The following is a 19,493-nucleotide window of genomic DNA, read 5'->3' on the forward strand; positions in this document are numbered from 1 at the left end:
CTAATATCCAATTTCATAGATTTAACTACCACTGTAGGCGCTAGAGTGGCTATTTTTGTGTATATATTTCAAAAACGATGACTGAAAAGATTAAAATCTGCTTATCCATCGATCCCTACTTTTTTCATAGATTACTTTCCACTACCAATTGTCACCTAATGATAGCACAAAAGAATTTTTAAAGCGAATGGTCATTCGTATAACGAATATAATATCGTAAGTTTGTTTAAACAAGAGTGAGTTCTAAAAATAATACATGACCTCTACAAGTGTTGGAATGACAAGTTTTTCACAATTTATCACTTGAAGAATATATTTTGGCACGCCTCTTGCTCTATAGTAGGTTGAAATAAAGGGGGGATAGCTATTTCAAGATTAATTGTAACAAACAACCCAATTGTTATAAGTGATTGCCTTTTAGACTTCGGCAAGATCAATGTAAAGGAACTTGGTATGATGCCGGTCCTACTTCGTGTAAGAGACTATTTGCATCAGGGCCATCAGTTGATATCACATCCTTTATCAGGCTCTTTAAAGCCGAATGAGAATCCTTATAAGTCAATTATTATCACTAGGGGGAGAGGGGAACTGAATATCAAACAAGTGATGATCATTGAAAATGCAATTGAGACATGTAAGAAGTTTCTTAACAATAAGTCACTGCCTCAGTATACGGATGACTTATTAAATGACTTCATGTATGTAGACAAGACAATTATTACAAGTGGTTTAAAAAATTAGTGGAGGAAAACATGAAATTAGAATTAGGAAAAATCATGATTGATGATATCAGGTATGGTGATATCACAGAAGTTAAAGACAAAGTACTTTATGTAAACAATGATGAACTTACAAGTATTGTACTTGAAGATGAGCGTATTAAGTCGGCTAAAATTGAACTAGCAAGACCAGGTGAATCTGTAAGAATCACACCTGTTAAAGATGTATTGCAGCCTAGAGTAAAGGTTTCCGGCCATGGTACTAACTTCCCAGGTGTGATTGGTAACAAGGTTAAGCAGGTTGGTAAAGGCAGAACGCATGTATTAGAAAATACTGCTGTTGTAACTGTTGGTAAGATTATGGGCTTCCAAGAAGGCATCATCGATATGAGTGGCATTGGATCTGAATACACGCCATTTTCTAAAACACTTAACGTGTGTCTTGTTTTAGAGCCAATAGATAACATTGAGCCACATGCTTATGAAACTGCTGCAAGAGAAGCAGGTTTAAAGGTAACCAATTACATCGGTGAAACTGCTAGAAACTTAAGTCCTGATACACTAGAAACTTTTGAGACAAAAGGCTTTATTGATCAAGCAAATCAGTATCCAGACCTTCCAAAGGTAGGCTATGTATGTATGCTTCAATCTCAAGGTCTTTTACATGATACTTATGTTTATGGTGTTGATGCTAAAAACATTATTCCAACAATCATGAGTCCAACAGAGTTTATGGATGGTGCAGTCATCTCTGGTAACTGTGTGGCATCGTGTGACAAGATTCCTACTTATCTACATCAGAATGACCCAATTATTGAAGATTTATATAAGAAGCACGGTAAAGAATTAAACTTTATGGGTGTCATCATTACCAACGAAAATGTCTTTTTAGCAGACAAGGAAAGATGTTCTGATGCTGTTGCTAAACTGGCTAAAATGATGTGTTTAGATGGTGTTATTATTTCTGAAGAAGGTTATGGTAACCCTGATACAGACTTGATGATGAACTGTAAGAAGGTTGAGCAAGAAGGTATAAGAACTGTACTGATCACAGATGAGTTCCCAGGTAGAGATGGTAAGAGTGAGTCACTTGCAGATGCAGTTAAAGAAGCAGATGCCTTGGTATCATGTGGACAAGGTAACCTTGTTATCACAATGCCTCCTATGGATAAGGTTATTGGGACTTTAGAAGATATTGAAACCATGATTGGTGGTTATGATGGATCTTTAAAAGCAGATGGCAGCATCGAAGCAGAGATTCAAATCATCATTTCAGCAACATCAGCATTTGGTTGTAACAAGTTATCAGCAAGAATGTACTAAGGAGGATATTATGTCGAAGTTAAGAGTCGTTCATTATATAAATAATTTCTTTGCAGGAATTGGTGGGGAAGAAAAAGCGGATATACCACCACAGGAAACTTTAAAGGCAGTAGGTCCTGGTTTAGCTTTAGATAAGGCTTTAGGTGACCAGGCGGAAATAGTAGCTACAGTTATTTGTGGTGACTCATATTTTGGTGAGAACCTGGGTGATGCAACTGAAGAATTACTTACAATGATTGAAAAACATCAACCAGACTTATTTGTAGCAGGCCCTGCTTTTAATGCAGGTAGATACGGTGTGGCTTGTGGTGCTATTTCTAAGGCTGTAGAGGAAAGACTGAACATTCCTGTTATAACAGGCATGTATGAAGAAAATCCTGGCGTAGATATGTATAAGAAAGATTTACATATCATTAAGACTGGTAACTCAGCATCTGATATGAGAAACTCTATTCCAAAGATGACAAAGCTACTCCTAAAGATGGCAAGAAAAGATGAAATCTTTGGACCTGATTTAGAAGGTTATCATGTAAGAGGTATTCGTACAAACTACTTCAATGACAAACGTGGCTCAGAAAGAGCTGTAGACATGCTATTAAAGAAGATTGGCGGTCTAGATTATACAACAGAGTATGCCATGCCAGACTTTGGTAATGTGGCTCCTAATCCAGCAATTAAGGATTTATCAAAAATAAAAGTTGCTATGGTGACATCTGGGGGTATTGTACCTACAGATAATCCTGATAGAATTGAATCATCAAGTGCAACTAAGTATGGTGTTTATGATATAGAGGGTTTAGACAGTATGCCAGCGGAAATGTTTACATCCATTCATGGTGGTTATGACAGAACTTATGCTTTAGAAGATATTAACAGAGTCTTACCTTTAGACGTACTTAGAGACATGGAAAAAGAAGGTATGATAGGGTCTTTGGAAAACTATTTTGTAACAACAACTGGTACGGGTACATCAGTAGGTAATGCAAGAGCCTTCGGTGAAACATTCTCTAAAAAGCTTTTAGCTGATGGTGTAGATGCAGTTATCCTAACTTCTACATGAGGCACTTGTACACGTTGCGGTGCAACGATGGTAAAAGAAATTGAAAGAGCTGGTATTCCAGTCGCTCATATAGCAACAGTGGTACCAATTGCCTTAACAGTAGGTGCTAATAGAATCATCCCAGCTGTAGGTATTCCATATCCACTTGGCAATCCAAACTTAGACATTCATGCTGAGAAGAAGTTGAGAAGATCTCTTGTAGAGCGTGCTTTTAAGGCGCTTCAAACTGACATTACAGAACAGACCGTTTTTGAAGCTTAAGTGCCTAAAAGGCACCCCTTTTCTATAGAAAGTGAGTGTTATGAAGCAAGTTGTTGATAATAAAAATGTAATACAATATGCAGGAGCATTTATTGCCTTCTTAATAGGTTCAGGATTTGCCACAGGTCAAGAAGTACTCCAGTATTTCTGCTCATATGGCTATCTGGGTATTTTGGGGATTGTCGTTATTTTCGGTCTTTTCCTATATGTAGGCGTAAACTTTATCACCGTAGGTTTTTCACAAAAGTTTGAAAAGTCCAGTGATATCTTTAAATATTATTGTGGCAATCTACTTGGGACATTCTTTGACTATTTCTCAATTGTTTTCATCTATATGTCATTTGTCGTAATGATAGCAGGTGCAGGTGCAACGGTATCAGAACAGTACCATTTACCAGTACAAGTGGGTGGGATCCTTATGGGCATCCTTGCCATGACGACAGTTATATTTGGACTTGGAAAAATCGTTGATGTCATAGGTAAAATAGGTCCTGTTATTGTTGTTTTATCCATTGGACTTGGCTTGTCAGCCCTTATAATGAATCCCACAGGTTTAAAGGAAGCAGGCAGTCTGATTCCAGAGTTAGATATAATGAAGGCATCTAGCAACTGGTTGTTTGCAGCGGGTTCTTATGTCGGCTTCTGTATGCTCTGGCTGGCGTCGTTTATGGCTGCCTTAGGCAAAAGAGCAAACAGTAAAAAAGAAGCATCTAGAGGGGCTATATTAGGTGCAACAGGCTTTTCTTTAGCAGTATTAATCGTGGCTCTTGGCATGCTTGCCAATATTGAGCAGGTTTCAAAAGCCATGGTTCCAACTTTACTTTTAGCAGGAAATATCCACCCTATTGTGGCAACAGTGTTTTCAGTCATAGTTGTACTGGGTATATACACAACATCTGTACCACTTCTTTGGTCGGTATCTGCTAGATTTACAGAAGAAAAGACGACGAAGTTTAGAATTTTAACAGTAGTATTAGCATTGATCGGTATTTATGTAGGTTTAGAGATTCCATTTAACAAGCTTGTAAATGTCGTTTATGTCATTAATGGTTATGTAGGTATTCTATTATTAGCTGCCATGGTCTTAAAGTCAGTAAGAAATAAAATGACGTCAGACCAACCATTAGAAAAAGTTTCTTAGATTTTTGTTGGGCCTGAGTTTAGCCGACTCATGCACCAATGAATATAAACCACTTTAAGGCACACCGTTTTCGGTGTGCTTTTATCAGTTGTGCCAGACATGGCATTAGTCATACTGGTGAAAATCTAGTCACTGGTAGTTACTACCAAATGTAGTGAAACTCAAGTTGCTATTAATAATGAAAAAAAAGGCATTGACATAGTGGAGTTCTTGAACCTACTAGCAAAAATTGATATGGTGAAAAGGTGACTTAGTTGCAGAATTAAAACTGGATAACTATGAAGAGGTGTTGTATGGTAAATTTAGATCTGAATCACCAGAAAGCAATTCTGTGATAGAAAGTTCAATAGACATAAGGTTTCCTTTAAGTAAAAAATCATTGATAGCTGAAGAAATCGAAATTGCTTGCATGTAGTTTTGATGATGTGATCCAATATATTATAGTAATTGTGATTGTATTTTGGAGCAGTGAATAACTTCTCTTTTTAGGTGCATGTTAGATTGTTGCTGTTTTCCATGTTCTATAATTGAGTTCGCTCCCAATTATTGGATATGGATTTTAATATTGGATAAAGCGATGGTTCAATTAGGTAGATTATCATATTAAAAAGTAAGATTTTTATACTTTAATGTGGATAGATTTGGTAGAATTAAATAGGTAGAATACTGAGCTCATTGTTTTAGGTGTGAGTTGTGATAGGGGGAAATAATGAAAGAAAACTATTTGGATTATTCTGGACCAATTCCTAAGGAAGCATTGAAGTTCGTTGATATCTATACGGGAGATAATATGCAGATTGTCATACCTAATGGAGGTGTGTTTGATTTTGCACTGGACCCGCATGTGTTACCTTCTTATTTGTTTACTTATACCTATCATGAACGTGCTTATGTGTGTATAGACCATGAGTTGATTCCATTAAAACCAGGCGGTTTACTATCTGTATCTCCTTATGTAGAACATTATGAAGTACCCACTGTTCAGCAGTCAAGGTATGTATGCATTAATATAAGATCGAATTACTTTGATGAGTTGTACAAAAAGGTGACAGGACAAGTTACGCCCATTTTTAGGGGACAGTACACAGAGTTAATTAGTGACTTGCCTGATCTTGTAAGTAAGTACGTTAATGAATATGAAGAGAAAGTGTTTGGTTATGATGAAATATGTAAATCTTTAGAGACTATCATCATCAACAAGATTTTAAGAAGTGTTTTAGGTAAAGTTGAAAAGAAGCTGTCTATAACAGTTAGAAAAGAAATAGAACAAGCTATTCAGTATATGTATCACCATATGCATCAGAAGATAACTTTAAATGAACTAGCAGAAGATGTAAATTTATCGGTATCAAGATTTTCAAAAATATTTAAGGATGAACTTGAAACTTCTCCTATGGACTACTTAAATGCTATAAGGTTAGAAAGAGCAAAGAGACTTCTATTAAGTGATCAAATGAAAATACATAGGATAGCCTATGAATGTGGCTTTAGTGATACCTCTTATTTTACAATGAAGTTTAAGGAAAAATACGATGAAACCCCTAGGGAGTTTAGGTCAAACTATAGGATTACATAAAGATGAAATCTATTGATACGATTTTAGTAATGTTAGTAGAATATTTCTATTTAATAGGAATATTTTTTTGTTTTTGAATTTAAGTTAATGATAAACTAAATATACTCTTTATAGTCAATGAAACTCATGATAATCATCTAACATCTTTGGTTGGATCTGATGTTTTATTCATAAAGAGTTTGTTGTTTGGTATTTGAATCTAAAGGAGAATGGAATGAAAAACAAAAGAATCAAAGTGATTGCAATTCTTGTAGTCATGGTATTTGCAACAAACTTTGTATTTGCAGAAAGTGGTTTAACAGCTGTTATATCAGATATTAAGCTATTTCTAAATGGAGACAGAGTTGATAAGGAAATTGTAATCATTGATGGCTCATCATATCTACCTGTAAAAGCAATTAGTGAAGCATTAGAATTAGAAGTTAATTGGAACAATGAATTAAGGGCCATTGAACTTTCTTCTGAAGGTGAAAATTCTGGTGATCCACTTGCCTCAGAAATGCTAGATTTAATGACTGAGAATAATAAGAAGTTAGAAGCAGAGAATGATGATTTAAAAGATTTATTGAAGAAGCATTCTATTAAGATTCCTACTACAGATAAAGATGCAATATTTGTCTCTGATGAATATAATGTTCCTGAAGATTCACCAATTGCTGTATTAAAGGGATCATCTAGTCTTGTAGAGATAGTTACAACTCCTGTTGAGGACATTATTGGAAATGAGTATACCAGTGGCATTAAAATGACTTGTGTAAGCAATGGTAATTATGTAACTTCAGGTCAAATCACATATGTACTTCAAGGACAGTATGATACATTCAAGGCTAACTTGGCTGTGCGACACTCGAAATATGATACTAATTTTAAGATTTATGCAGATGATGTAGAAGTTTATAGTAAAGAAATAAATTCCAAAACATTAGCTGAAGATATTGCAGTAGACGTAAAGGGTGCAACATTTGTTAAATTAGTTGTAAGTGGATCTGGTGCAGCTTCGAGTGGTTTAATCTTAGAAGATGCAAGATTTGAAAACTAAGATATTGTTATAGAACAATTTTTTAGGAATGCGTTTTAGTATATTGTTGACTTAGAAGATGTTTCAAATTAGACGAAACATCTTTTTAGTTATGGATTATAATTTGAGTATTTGTGGTTAATTTATCAGGTTGAGGAGAAGGGGGATGTATGAAATTAAGAATATTTGAATGGTTTAGATCATTTATGCTTATATCGCTTGTTTTGTTGATGACAAGTTTAAGTGTGTTTGCAGGTGAAGATGAACCATCTGGTTGGGCTGAAGAGGGTTTGAATCTACTGAAAGAATCAGAAAAGTTCAGACAAGAAGCTTTTGGAGATTATAAAGAACCAATCACTAGAGAAAATTTTATTTATCTTGCAGTAAGGCTTTATGAGCTAACAACAGGAATGGCTAATGGGCAGCTAAATGATATTGAGTTTATTGATACAGACGATTCATATGCTATAAAAGGTGCCAGACTTGGTATAACGAAGGGAGTCGAAGAAGGTAAATTTGGACCTGATCAACTGTTGACTCGTGAACAATTGGCTACATTTATCGTAAAAACATTAGAATTATCACGTGTACCACTTAAGGAAGCTGATTCTTATGTCTTTAATGACCATTCAGAAATCAGCTACTGGGCAAGAAAATATGTCTACAAGGCAAAGGCAAATGGGATTATTGGTGGTGTTGGTCAAGATATGTTCAATCCTCAAGGACAAGCAACAGTTGAACAAGCCTTGACGATTATAAAAAATATTATGTCCAATGAGGAATTGGGTATGAAAGAAAACTTAAATTGTGCTGCCTTTTTTGATGATGTAGACGTACCAAGTAGGCTTGTTTATGACAGATTGGATTACCTTATCCATGGTGATGAGTATGCTAATATTGGGGTACCGAGTCAGTTTTACTTTCATAAGTATTTTAGAGAAGGTTTGTTATCAGGCGTTGAAACGTTTGACTTTACTGACAATCCCATGTCAATTAAGAGCATGAGAAGTATTTATAGATCTTTGTACTATGAGAAAAATTTTATGCAAGCATTGGGGCGTGACTTTGAACTTGAGTATGTAAAAAGAGATGAGGACTATGGCTATGTTATCAAAGTTCATTATGGTAAAGAAAATGACTTAGAATTTTTAGAAGATCACTTTCAGCTGATAGAAGCCTTTGAAGATAAATACGGCTTAGTAACCAGCTCTACTGCTACAATGCCTTTAGAAATAGACTTATACAATGAAGGCGAGCAAGAAAAATTTATTGTCTTAGATTCTGTAGAAGTTAAAGAAAAGACAAGAAATGAGATTGTCAACGACTTTGCAGAAAGGTTGAGAAAAGCTTTCTTAAATAGGGATGCATATCTTAATATTGGAAGAGATTCTATGACTGTTGATGAAGTAACTGAGGCATTTCATAAGCTTTATTTTGATAGAGAGTTTGTAACACAAATGAACCAATTTCATGGACTTAGTATAGATAAGAAATCGGGTAAGAATGTCGTTAGAGTTATGTTAACTTATAGTGAAGGAGAAAACTACCTTGAGAAGCAATTGGCTATTATAGACGAACATGAAGGTATAACTACACCTGAAAAGCCTGTTGAAGTTGTTGTTACGCCACCGGCAATTGATGAAAGTGTTAAGGGTTTTCAAAAGATTTGGACATCCTTAAATGCAGATCAGGTTACTACGTTGGATGTAAAAGAATTCGAGATGACGCAAAAAGAGTTTAACAGTGCTTCTTTTCATATCACCGAAAAAGCTAGAGAAGAATATGGCCAAGATAAAACAGTTGCATTTTATTATGTACTTTCTGGTGATTATATGTCACAGATTTCTTTTAAACTAGTAGATGAAGCAGATGCTTTTAATCCTGAAATATTTGCAGATGTAAAGGTTACAAAACCAAGTGAAGATCCAAATGATAAGATAGAGATTGCTTTTAAGAACAAGGATATTGAGGCTTATGTAAGACAAAACTTATCAGATCCTAATGATATAATAACTCAAGCTATTTTATCAAGTTATGATAGACTTTATTTAGAAGATTTGATTAGTGGTGATTTAGAGGATTTGAAGTACTTTGAGAATCTTAAGATATTACACATAAGACGTTCACCTGTTAAGGATATCAATGTATTGTCTCATTTATCTAAGTTAGAAGAGTTTAACTTGATTGATACACAAGTAAAGGATATTTCAGTCTTATCACAGTTAAGTCATCTAGACGAACTCCTTTTAAGTGGCAATAGTATCAACAGCATAGAAGCTTTAGCTGGGCTTAGTAATTTAAAGTACTTGGCGTTATATGAATACAACATTCATGATTTTGATAAATTAGAAGGACTTGATTTAGATACTTTTAACTTTATTTATGATATTGACTTAAACAATCTAATAATTGCCTATAAAGAAATGAGAAAAGTAGTAGATAGTAAGACAAACAGTTCAATGAGTGATTTAAATAAGATAACAGTTTTAAATGAGTACTTGATTGATACTGTTGAGTATGATTACGATAATTTCTATGCTAATACATCATCGAATCATCCTTCTTCGTATTCCCCATATGGTTTAGTATCAACAAAGAAAATGGTTTGTGCTGGTTATGCTCATACATTAAATGCACTAGCTGGCATGGCAGATCTTGAAGCCGAATATGTAGAGAACAGTGATATCAACCATGCATGGTCAAGGGTCAAGATAAATGGTAAATGGCGAGAGTTTGATGCAACATGGAACGACGTAGAAAGTCCTGAATGGTTTAGAAGCATTAACTCAGATGAGTCATTTTGGTCAAATGTCGTGCCTATCAGAAATAAGTACTTCAACATGACACCAGATGAAATGGCTAAAGATCATGGTCTTGAAAAATATACAGTCATTCATGAATAAATATAAAGTGCTTCTTGTAGATTTTCCTCAAGGAGCACTTTTCATTTTGGTATGCACTATACTATCTTTATATTCATGACATATAGTTATAATAAGTATATATGTAAGTCTGTCTATATGGAGTTATTAAATAAAAAAAGCCAGCACATGCTGGCCTATAGGACAATTCTTAAGCTATGAGGTCTCTTAGTTATAATTAAAGAAAATCATATACCTTGAGCTTTTCCTGAAGAGGTTTAACATAAAAACTTACAGGTACATAAGGTGCTTCATTGATGTCTATATCTCTTAGTTTGTCATAAATTCTTTGGTCTTTTATATCAACAGGAACTACAGGTGCTTCATTAATATCGATCTCTTTAAGTTTGTTGTAAAGCCATTGATCTTTAGGATTTACAGGCACATAAGGTGCTTCATTGATATCAATATCTCTTAGTTTGTCATAGAGTCTTTGATATTTAAAATCTGTAGGTACACTAGGTGCCTCGTAGATATCGATAAATCTAAGCTTATCGTAAATCCTTTGATGCTTATCGTACTTACTTACTACAAACTTTTCCATTGTATCGATTGTTCTAAGCTTGTCCATTAAATGTTTACTAAAGACATTCACCTGGCCCAGTGGTACCTGGCTTATCTCAATGGATGCAGTATCAAAATAATTACCTAGTTCTGAACGAGCTGTTAAGGTAACGATTGTTTCGTTGATCTTAGCCTTGTCAATGTCTTCTCTGAAAGACACTAAACCCTTGTCGTTTACAGTTAATAAACTGTTATCACTTAAAGACCAATATAAATCACAGCATTCTAATCCTTTAACCTTAGCATTGAAATCAAATGTTTCATTTACAGCAAGTGTCACATAGTTTGAGTTTAACTCAATGTGAACAGCTGTGTTAAAAGATCTGTCAGACCATGGTAGAATAGCACTTTTAGGTGGTTCAATTAATAAAATCTTAGCTTCATCGCTATAGTCTCCTAATACCGATGTAGCAGTAAGAGTGACCACTTTTTCACCATATCCACTACCAGCAATATCATCTTTAACTTTTACAATACCCTCACTACTTACTGACAAATATCTATCATCATCGAGTGTCCAATACACATCGCAGCAGCTTAATCCTTTGACCTTTACATCAAAGTTAAAGCTTTCGCCATATGTCAATTCGACGTAACTGGTGTTCATTTGAAAGAACACTTCAGTGTCTGAGACTTGTAGTCCATATACTGAGGCTGCAAATATCAAACTCAAAATTAGAAAATAGGTGATGAATAGATTTTTCCTAATCTTATTCTTATTTCGAGTCACAAAAATCACTTCCCAATCATTTCAATCAAATTTGAAGCCTCATAGGGAAAGAATGTCCTAATAAACATAGTTATATGACTATACTACCCAATGATTTTATGGTTAAACTAAATTGGCATTATGCAGTTTAGAAACTGCATAATGGGGTATAAATTAAGGTCATTTATGGAAATGTGTTGGATGATTTTATCTAAATAAAAGGAGAATTAGTTTGATTCAAAAGTATCTTCCAGTATAATTAAAGTACGGGAGAATAATTATGAATAAAATTGTAGATGATAAATTATTAGAAGCCAAGAAGCTATCACTAAGGAATCCAGAAAAATCATATGAAATTGCAAAAAGCTCACTGGCTCTTACAGTAAATGACCATGAAGTTGCTAGGTGTTACTTTCATATGGCCTATGCTTGCAGAGTCATGTCAAACTATACGGAAGGTCTTAAACATGCTATGTATGCTTTGGATCTATTTGAGAAAGCCAGTGATGAATACTGGATCTTAAGGACCAGAAACATCATTGGTATCGTTTACTTTTATTATGGCAACTACAAGACGGCTCTTGAGTATTTTTCTAAGATCTTGGTCCATAGAGACTTGATGGATGCAAAACTCTTATCATCTGTTTTAAATAATATAGGTGAAGTCTATAGAGAAGCAGGCAACCATGACAAGGCTCTAGATTACTTTCATGAAGCCATGGACATATCAGATAAAAATAAGCTGATGGACCATGTTGCTGCAATCAGCCTTAATATTGGAGAAGTCTATTATATCACTGAAAATGAAAAGTCAGATGACTTTGTACAAAGAGCTTATGAACTTGGAGTTTTGCATGGTGATCTTGTTGTTCAAGGTGAAGCTGAAACCAAGCTTGGAAGGTCTATGTTTAGAAATAGAAAGTATGACTTAGCCGAAAAATATTATAAATCAGCACTTGAAAAGTTTAACAAAGTAAACAATAAGTATTATCTGATTGATCTTTTAATTAACTATGCGGCTTTATTAGAAGCTAAGGGCAAGCCACCTAGAAAATATCTCATTGAAGCCTTGAACTGCTCGATACAGACCAAGCTTGAAAACAAGGTATGTACCATCTATAAACTACTGTCTGAGTATTATGAAAGAAACAATGACTTTAGAGAAGCATTTGCTTATATGAAGGCCTATCATCTAAAGGATAAAGAAATAGAAGCCTCCAATCTATCGGTTAGATTAGAGATCATGTCCATAGAATTAAACGCCTCGAGACAAAAGGATGAAGGTGAAGACTTAAAGCTCATGGGTCGTCGACTGAAAAGAGAAATTGAGTCTGTAAAAGAAGAACTTGAAGCCATTAAACTTGAAAATAAGGCGCTCTTAGAAGTCAGTTTATACGATGAACTGACTAAGGTATACAATAGAAGAGGTATGTTCAAGTATCTAGAAGAAGTTGAAAAGACTGATAAAAAGGATGTGCTTTTGATATTAGACATCGATTATTTCAAGAAATACAATGATTCATGGGGACATTTAAAAGGTGATGCCTGTTTGGTAGATATGGTAAACTGCATATCTAGCCATAACTTTGAAGATTTTGCTGTCGGTAGATATGGCGGCGAAGAGTTTATCTGTTATTTTAAAGCTGATGATATAGATGAGGCTAGAAATACTTTAGAGCTCATACGAGAAAAATGTCAGTCTCTAAAGAAAGTTTATTACTCAGAAGGTGAAAAATTCATAACCGTCAGTATAGGTGCTGTAATAACACATTTAGACAAACATCCCCTAATGTCTGTCTTAGATGAAGCAGACCAGCAGCTTTATCTTGCAAAAGAATCGGGAAGAAACTTATGCAAAATTAAAGAATACTAATTAATTCTAAAGATTTGTTAGAAAACTCATGAATTGATAAAAAAAATGATATACTTAATATGATGATTAAGGAGGATCAATGTACGAAGCCCTAATGACCGAAGAGATGAAGCCGTGGAGAGACTTGCTACTGGTTCATAACTTCGCGGTTAATGAAATTAAGACTAAGTTACAAATACTAGACGAAGAGTTTCGCAATATTCACGATTACAATCCTATAGAACATATTAGATATCGTGTAAAAAAGCCTAACAGTATCACTGAAAAGCTGATTAGACTTGGCTATGAGCCGACCATTGAAAATGCCAGAAAACACTTATCTGATATAGCTGGCATACGCATTATATGTTCATTTACGACAGATATTTATAAGGTATTTGATTTACTAAAGAAACAAGATGACATAAATATTGTACAGATTAAGGATTATATTGAAAATCCAAAGGCCAATGGTTACAAGAGTCTTCACTTACTCGTAGACATACCAGTATACTTATCATCTGGTGTTGTCCCGACTAGAATTGAAATACAAATCAGAACCATTGCCATGGATTTCTGGGCAAGCCTTGAACATAAAATCTATTACAAGTATAGAAATGAAGCACCATCATCTATTACAGACAGACTAAAGGTGTGTGCCAATATGATCTCTATTTTAGATGAGAGAATGTTAGAGATCAAAAATGAAATCACATCACTTCATGACAATGAGGATACACTTGATAAACTTGTTATATCAGAGGTAGAACTCGGTAAAGAATGAACAGCTCTTTTAAATAAAAAGCAAACCAGTTGATAAAATCAACTGGTTATTTTTTTACATAGTTTTCAAAATCACCGATATCAAGAGGCTTAGAGTAGTAGTAGCCTTGAATGACATGGCAGCCAATTTCAGCCAGGTAGTTGATTTGGTCTTCATGTTCAACCCCTTTGGCGATTAGACTGATACCGAGTTCATTACTCAGAGTCATCATAGAATTTATGATGGCTTCGTCTTTATGATTTGAAAAGATACCATTAATGATGTTCCGATTGATTTTTATTTGGTTAACTGTATTTTCCTTGATATACTTGAGGGCTGAAGGTGCAACTGAAAAGTTGTCAATACATATAGAAAAACCGAGTTCTACCAACTTACTGATAGACACATGTATCTGCTTGTTAAGAGAATATAGGGCATTTTCTGGAATCTCAAAGACCACTAGAATTGGTCTGATATCATAGAGTTCCATCATTTTTTCAAGTTTGGCTATAAAATCTATACGTCTAAGATGACTGATGGATAAGTTGATTGAAATAGGTATGTCCCAATTCATCATGGTCTTCCATAAATGGATTTGCTGAAAGACTTCAGAAATAATCCAGTTTTCAATTTCGACTATTAGACCTGTTTCCTCCGCCACTTGTAGATAGTCATTTGGAAGTACCATAACCTTATTTGGATGGTGCCATCTTAAAAGGGCTTCAGCGCCGATAATACCCCCTGTATCAGAGTTGACATGTGGTTGATAATAGATTCTAAACTGCTTTTCATTGATGGCATTTCTAATTTCTTTTATTAGATCCTGTTTGACATTGAGACTTGAATCCATATGTTGATTAAAGGTTGTACAGGTTCTTTTACCTGTAGATTTAGAAAAATACATGGCGATATTGGCATACTGCAATAAGTCGTCAGGGTTATCACTATGGTCGGGGTAGAGGGAAACACCAATACTTATGGATACTTCTATGACATGGCCATTGACTTGAACAGGTGATTTAAAGAGAGCCATAAAGCGTTCTACGATTTGACCCAAGTAATCAAATGTATCCAGTTCAGTAATCAAAAGTGTAAATTCATCTCCTTTTTGGCGTGATAAGAAATCATGAAGTCTCATGTTCTTTCTGATCCTGTTGACAATTTCAATCAAGACTTTATCACCAACATCGTAACCAAGAGATTCGTTAATCTGGGCAAAGTCGTCAATGTTGATGTAAAATAAGGCGAACTTATTTTCTTTTTTCACCAGCTTAGTCAGTTCTTTTTTTAGCTCTGTTAGTCCTGGAATTTCACCAAGTCTCTTATAGTCTTTGACATGTCTCATAGTATATCCCTTTCCTCTACTTAAGAATATACCCAAAAAAATATGATAGAATCATTGGCCTTGCATTGATTGCAATAACTGTTTTTACACCAAACTTTCTTTTTCATGTGTCATGAGGAATATAATGATATAATGAGGGTAATCTTAAAATAATGCTATGATATCTTAAGAAAGTCATACACATATCGTGTAAAATTAAAGTGTAGATAGAAAAATAGAGGCATAATATGAAAACACCAAAATATATAATGATTTTAACCATTCTTTCTGGACTTCTCTTAATTGGCTCATTAGGCATAGGTTTATACACAGCCAATGATATTAAGAACCGGTCAGAAAGCATGAATCAGATAAATAATGAAGACATAAAGTACCATATCATGATGATTTTAAATGAGGATGATGAAACTTATTCAGAGTCTTTTTATGCTGGCGTTGAAACTGCAGCATCCACCAACCATATTTCGGTTGAAACCATACTCATTGGTGAAGATGAATACCTCAAAGAAGTGGTGGACCGAATGGACATGGCCATGTATGCAAGAGTAGATGGCATCATTGTACACGCCTACAACAACCAGGACATCATCGATAAAATCAACCAAGCAAGTGAAATGAACATACCTGTCATCACCTTAAATGAAAATCTTGGTGAGACAAAAAGAATTTCTTTTGCAGGTAATAATAGATACTCTATCGGTTTAAATGTTGGGAAAACGATTGCAGATATAACAAGTGGTAGGGGCCGTATTGCCGTTATCAACAGACTGGATTATTCTTTTTCTTCTGGTGCAGAAAGCTTGTTATCTCTTGGCATGAACGAAGTCTTTGATAACTATAGTGATTTAAAAATAGGGCTTATAAGACAAACCGAGCAAGGGGTTTTAAGTGCAGAGACCATCGCCACTGAAATCCTTGATGATTATCCTGAAATAGATGGTATCTACTGCAGTGACAGCAAGTCTACTTTAGGTATTGTCCAGGTCTTAATTGACAGAAACCGAGTGAATGATTTTACTGTTATCGGTTTTGGTGATGATGATGAAATACTCCAGTATATAAGAAGTGGTGTTATAAAAGGCACCATTGTGACGGATAATGAGGCTGTTGGTATTGCATCCATTGTCGCTTTTCACGATTATGTAGAAACAGGCATTGCCAAATCAGACTTCCTACCATCCATTATGATGATTGATCAGTCTAATTTAGATGCCTACATAAGAGAATTGGAGGTCGATGATGAAAACTAGGGCTTCCATAAAAAGGTCTCTTATTTTATTTTCAGCTTCTATTATTGTCCTTATGACTTTACTGAGTCTCTACTCATTAGGTATTATGAATAGGTACAAGGACCAAGTGTCTACCATGTTTGAAAATCATATATACCTAAACGACATTGAAGAGAAGATGACCACATTAGATGAAAATCTCCTAGGTTATTTGAGTACCAAGTCTTCAACAAGGCTGAACGACTTTTTAATAGGTCTAGATGCACTTGATGAAACCCTAGATGATTTTTATAAGAAGGGTATTTCTCATAATGAGTTGATGATGAAAAACGTCACCAACTTGATACAGCAGTACAAGACAGAATCGGATCTTGCTATAACCTATAAGAGACAGAGAAATGTTATAGAGTATTACAAGCACTATGAAAAATCAAACAAGATCAAGGGTTTTATATTCGAGTATATTGATAGATTAAACAGGCAGCAAATTGAAACCAACTCTGTGGCTTATACAGTACTTTTAAAGCAGACTCAGATTCTTCAGATTATTACAAATGTTATAATAGTTGACTTGATTGTCTTTTCAACTTTGATTGTTTATATGCTTATTTTAAAGATGATTCGACCAATCAATGCCTTGTACCAATCGGCTGAGGAAATATCATCAGGTAACTTTGAAACTCAAGATGTTATCATTGAATCAAATGATGAATATAGGATGCTAGCTGAGGCCTTTAATCAGATGAAAAATAACATTGTAAAGCACATTGATGATGTTAAGCTTCAGGCTGAAATTGAGGCTAGATTACAAGATGAACAGATGAAAAACCTTAAGATGGCCTATCTTTTAGATAATGCCAAGTTGAGCGCTTTACAGTCTCAGATCAATCCTCATTTTCTTTTTAACACCATCAATGCAGGTGTTCAATTGTCGGTTATTGAAAATGCTTCTAAGACTGGTGAGTTTTTAGAGACCATGTCTAGACTTTTTAGATACAATATGAAAATGCAGCAAGACCACTGTACACTTAAAGATGAGCTCCAGAACATAAAAGACTATTACGAGCTTTTAAAGGTGAGATTTAGAGACCGTATTAAGTTTGAATTTGATGTAGATGAGGATTTGCTGACCTTGTCTATGCCGCCAATGATCTTGCAACCTCTGGTTGAGAACTCATATATTCATGGCCTATCAAGTCTTGAGGCTGGTGGTACCATCTTCATATCATGTATAAGAAGAGAAGGGTTTATTGATATCGCCGTTTCGGATAATGGTATTGGTATGGACGCATCAACCATAGAAAAGATTTTAAATAGTGAGGATTCAGAAAACATTGGCATGAAGAATGTAAAGGATAGATTAGAACTTTTCTATCATTTGGAGAATCTTATGACCATTACGAGTAAGGAAGGGGTAACTGTGACCATTAGACTACCTATAGAGGTGTTACATGTTTAAAATAATGATTGTAGATGATGAGTGGCTGGTTCAGGAAGGTATAAAAGTTACCCTTGAAAATCACTTTGACAATATTGAGATTGTAGGCATGGTGTCTTCTGGACGTGAAGCCATTGAAATGAATGCGGCTAAACATCCAGATATCATTCTAATGGATATCAAGATGCCTGGTATCAATGGTATAGAAGCCATTCAAACCATAAGAGGCCGCTTTAGCCAAACAAAGTTTGTCATTATTTCAGCTTACGAGCAGTTTGATTATGCCAAGCAAGCCGTAGAGCTAGGGGTGGTTGATTATATTTTAAAGCCCATTAATCAAAACAAGCTTGTAGAAGTTTTAAATAAGGCCATGGACAAGATTCTTGAAGAAAGAGAGCAAAGGTCTAGGCTGATTAAAAATCGTGAAAAACTTGAGAAGATGATGCCTGTACTAGAAAAAGGTTTTATTTACTCTCTCTTGATGCACGGTAACTTTAAACATGAGGTTAAAAAGTACTGTGACATCATGGAAATTCATAATGAAGATGCTTATGTGATGACTCTTGAAATAAAGGATTCAGAAGAAGCCATCAGTATACAAGGGGATGCCTTATACAAGAAAATTCAAGATACCATTAAATATAAATGTAAGTGTGCTGTAGGTCCTTTGATCATCAACAGGGTGACCGTGGTTGTTTTTTCAGGTGCCTTGTCTGATGAGTATGACCAAAGGGTAGAGGCGGTATCACTGGCTGAATCGATTACAGCTTCACTTGAAAAGTCGGATGTTCAAGTGAAAATTGGTGTTGGCGCATGTCTCAAGCTAGAAAGGTTAAGACATTCTTTAGAGCAGGCTAGTTATGCCCTGTCAAAAATGGCTACGGAAGCTGTACTTCACCATAACGATGTTATGGTGTCCACGTCAAGTGACTACTCCTATATGGAAGTTAAAGACGACCAGGAGGCTATTCTTTTATTGGTGGAATCAGGTCAGATTGATAAACTGAGAGAACAACTTCATGTATTCTTTGATAAAATCTCAAGAAACTTTGATGAGGTATCTTTTAGAAATGTCTTGATGGAACTGATTGTAATGGTTTTATCTACATCCTATAAACATGAACTGAGTGAAGCAGAAGTCGGATATTCTACCTATATCTCAGAGTTTAGGCGTATTACGAGTCAGAATCAATTGACTTCTTGGTCTTATAGAAAAATCATCCTGGTAGCAGAAACCATACAAAGCAGTAAGACCAGTCATGTATCCAATGTTATTTTAAAGGCCAAGACTTATATTGATGAAAATTTTGACAAGGATATTGGTTTAAACGATGTTTCTAAGGAAGTTTCTATCAGTCCTCAGTATTTCTCAACTATCTTTAAAGAAGAACTGGGATTAAACTTTATTGAGTATTTAAGAAACAAACGTGTGGAAGTAGCTAAAGAATTATTAAGAGATAAAAAGTTTTCTGTAAAGGAAATATGTTATAAAGTTGGCTATAATGATCCCAATTATTTTAGCCGTTTGTTTAAAAAGTTAGTCGGCGTATCACCTACGGAGTTTAAGTAATGGA

At 34.9% G+C, this 19,493-nt stretch carries 14 protein-coding genes; 12 read left to right on the forward strand and 2 right to left on the reverse strand.

Features of this window, described 5'->3' with window-relative positions:
* Positions 1 to 378 precede the first annotated feature (378 nt).
* The 7 genes from EZV73_RS13235 (at position 379) to EZV73_RS13265 (ending at position 10,001) form a co-directional block, all read left to right on the forward strand.
* Positions 379 to 741, forward strand: coding sequence for a GrdX family protein (locus EZV73_RS13235; protein WP_330637117.1), 363 nt, complete (start codon positions 379 to 381; stop codon positions 739 to 741).
* Between the two features lie 11 nt (positions 742 to 752).
* Positions 753 to 2,042: a glycine/sarcosine/betaine reductase component B subunit gene (locus tag EZV73_RS13240; RefSeq protein WP_240840812.1), complete on the forward strand. Its 1,290-nt coding sequence runs from the start codon at positions 753 to 755 to the stop codon at positions 2,040 to 2,042.
* 10 nt (positions 2,043 to 2,052) lie between these two features.
* The gene (gene grdB / locus EZV73_RS13245; protein WP_240840813.1) at positions 2,053 to 3,363 is read left to right on the forward strand and encodes a glycine reductase complex selenoprotein B; all 1,311 of its coding nucleotides are present in this window, start codon (positions 2,053 to 2,055) and stop codon (positions 3,361 to 3,363) included.
* A 40-nt stretch (positions 3,364 to 3,403) separates the two neighbouring features.
* Positions 3,404 to 4,504, forward strand: coding sequence for a hypothetical protein (locus tag EZV73_RS13250; protein ID WP_240840814.1), 1,101 nt, complete (start codon positions 3,404 to 3,406; stop codon positions 4,502 to 4,504).
* A gap of 709 nt (positions 4,505 to 5,213) precedes the next feature.
* Positions 5,214 to 6,080 (forward strand): helix-turn-helix transcriptional regulator, encoded by an 867-nt coding sequence (locus EZV73_RS13255; RefSeq protein ID WP_240840815.1) that lies wholly within the window; start codon positions 5,214 to 5,216, stop codon positions 6,078 to 6,080.
* A 214-nt stretch (positions 6,081 to 6,294) separates the two neighbouring features.
* Entirely contained in the window at positions 6,295 to 7,119 is an 825-nt protein-coding gene (locus tag EZV73_RS13260) for an NPCBM/NEW2 domain-containing protein (RefSeq protein WP_240840816.1), read from the forward strand.
* A gap of 149 nt (positions 7,120 to 7,268) precedes the next feature.
* Positions 7,269 to 10,001 (forward strand): S-layer homology domain-containing protein, encoded by a 2,733-nt coding sequence (locus tag EZV73_RS13265; RefSeq protein ID WP_240840817.1) that lies wholly within the window; start codon positions 7,269 to 7,271, stop codon positions 9,999 to 10,001.
* Positions 10,002 to 10,197: 196 nt separating this feature from the next.
* Here the strand turns inward: EZV73_RS13265 and EZV73_RS13270 are convergent, their stop codons facing one another.
* A complete protein-coding gene (locus EZV73_RS13270; RefSeq protein WP_240840818.1) occupies positions 10,198 to 11,313 on the reverse strand; it encodes an Ig domain-containing protein in 1,116 nt (371 codons plus the stop codon).
* Positions 11,314 to 11,572: 259 nt separating this feature from the next.
* Between EZV73_RS13270 and EZV73_RS13275 the strand changes: the two genes are divergently transcribed.
* Together EZV73_RS13275 and EZV73_RS13280 are read left to right on the forward strand one after the other, a co-directional pair.
* Positions 11,573 to 13,165: a tetratricopeptide repeat-containing diguanylate cyclase gene (locus EZV73_RS13275; protein WP_240840819.1), complete on the forward strand. Its 1,593-nt coding sequence runs from the start codon at positions 11,573 to 11,575 to the stop codon at positions 13,163 to 13,165.
* Between the two features lie 79 nt (positions 13,166 to 13,244).
* On the forward strand, positions 13,245 to 13,928 hold the full coding sequence (locus tag EZV73_RS13280; protein ID WP_240840820.1) for a GTP pyrophosphokinase family protein: 684 nt from the start codon (positions 13,245 to 13,247) through the stop codon (positions 13,926 to 13,928).
* Positions 13,929 to 13,974: 46 nt separating this feature from the next.
* Here the strand turns inward: EZV73_RS13280 and EZV73_RS13285 are convergent, their stop codons facing one another.
* Positions 13,975 to 15,252 carry a bifunctional diguanylate cyclase/phosphodiesterase gene (locus tag EZV73_RS13285; protein ID WP_240840821.1) on the reverse strand — a complete coding sequence of 426 codons (1,278 nt, stop codon included), beginning with the start codon at positions 15,250 to 15,252 and terminating at the stop codon, positions 13,975 to 13,977.
* Positions 15,253 to 15,479: 227 nt separating this feature from the next.
* On the opposite strand from EZV73_RS13285, the gene EZV73_RS13290 reads away from it, so the two are divergent.
* From EZV73_RS13290 to EZV73_RS13300, 3 genes are read left to right on the forward strand one after another with little or no spacing between them, the layout of a single operon-like run.
* A complete protein-coding gene (locus tag EZV73_RS13290) occupies positions 15,480 to 16,502 on the forward strand; it encodes a substrate-binding domain-containing protein (RefSeq protein ID WP_240840822.1) in 1,023 nt (340 codons plus the stop codon).
* Positions 16,492 to 17,940 (forward strand): sensor histidine kinase, encoded by a 1,449-nt coding sequence (locus EZV73_RS13295; RefSeq protein ID WP_240840823.1) that lies wholly within the window; start codon positions 16,492 to 16,494, stop codon positions 17,938 to 17,940. The genes EZV73_RS13290 and EZV73_RS13295 overlap by 11 nt, the downstream gene beginning before the upstream one ends.
* Complete coding sequence (locus EZV73_RS13300; RefSeq protein WP_240840824.1) at positions 17,933 to 19,489, forward strand: response regulator; 1,557 nt, start codon at positions 17,933 to 17,935, stop codon at positions 19,487 to 19,489. The genes EZV73_RS13295 and EZV73_RS13300 overlap by 8 nt, the downstream gene beginning before the upstream one ends.
* Positions 19,490 to 19,493: the final 4 nt, after the last annotated feature.

The organism is Acidaminobacter sp. JC074, assembly GCF_022496765.1.
Classification (GTDB): Bacteria; Bacillota; Clostridia; order Peptostreptococcales; family Acidaminobacteraceae; genus JABXKX01.

Coding starts and splice junctions, on each gene's coding strand:
- EZV73_RS13240 (WP_240840812.1), top strand. CDS start 753: ATGAAATTAGAATTAGGAAAAATCATGATTGATGATATCAGGTATGGT.
- EZV73_RS13250 (WP_240840814.1), top strand. CDS start 3,404: ATGAAGCAAGTTGTTGATAATAAAAATGTAATACAATATGCAGGAGCA.
- EZV73_RS13255 (WP_240840815.1), top strand. CDS start 5,214: ATGAAAGAAAACTATTTGGATTATTCTGGACCAATTCCTAAGGAAGCA.
- EZV73_RS13260 (WP_240840816.1), top strand. CDS start 6,295: ATGAAAAACAAAAGAATCAAAGTGATTGCAATTCTTGTAGTCATGGTA.
- EZV73_RS13265 (WP_240840817.1), top strand. CDS start 7,269: ATGAAATTAAGAATATTTGAATGGTTTAGATCATTTATGCTTATATCG.
- EZV73_RS13275 (WP_240840819.1), top strand. CDS start 11,573: ATGAATAAAATTGTAGATGATAAATTATTAGAAGCCAAGAAGCTATCA.
- EZV73_RS13280 (WP_240840820.1), top strand. CDS start 13,245: ATGTACGAAGCCCTAATGACCGAAGAGATGAAGCCGTGGAGAGACTTG.
- EZV73_RS13285 (WP_240840821.1), bottom strand. CDS start 15,252: ATGAGACATGTCAAAGACTATAAGAGACTTGGTGAAATTCCAGGACTA.
- EZV73_RS13290 (WP_240840822.1), top strand. CDS start 15,480: ATGAAAACACCAAAATATATAATGATTTTAACCATTCTTTCTGGACTT.
- EZV73_RS13295 (WP_240840823.1), top strand. CDS start 16,492: ATGAAAACTAGGGCTTCCATAAAAAGGTCTCTTATTTTATTTTCAGCT.
- EZV73_RS13300 (WP_240840824.1), top strand. CDS start 17,933: ATGTTTAAAATAATGATTGTAGATGATGAGTGGCTGGTTCAGGAAGGT.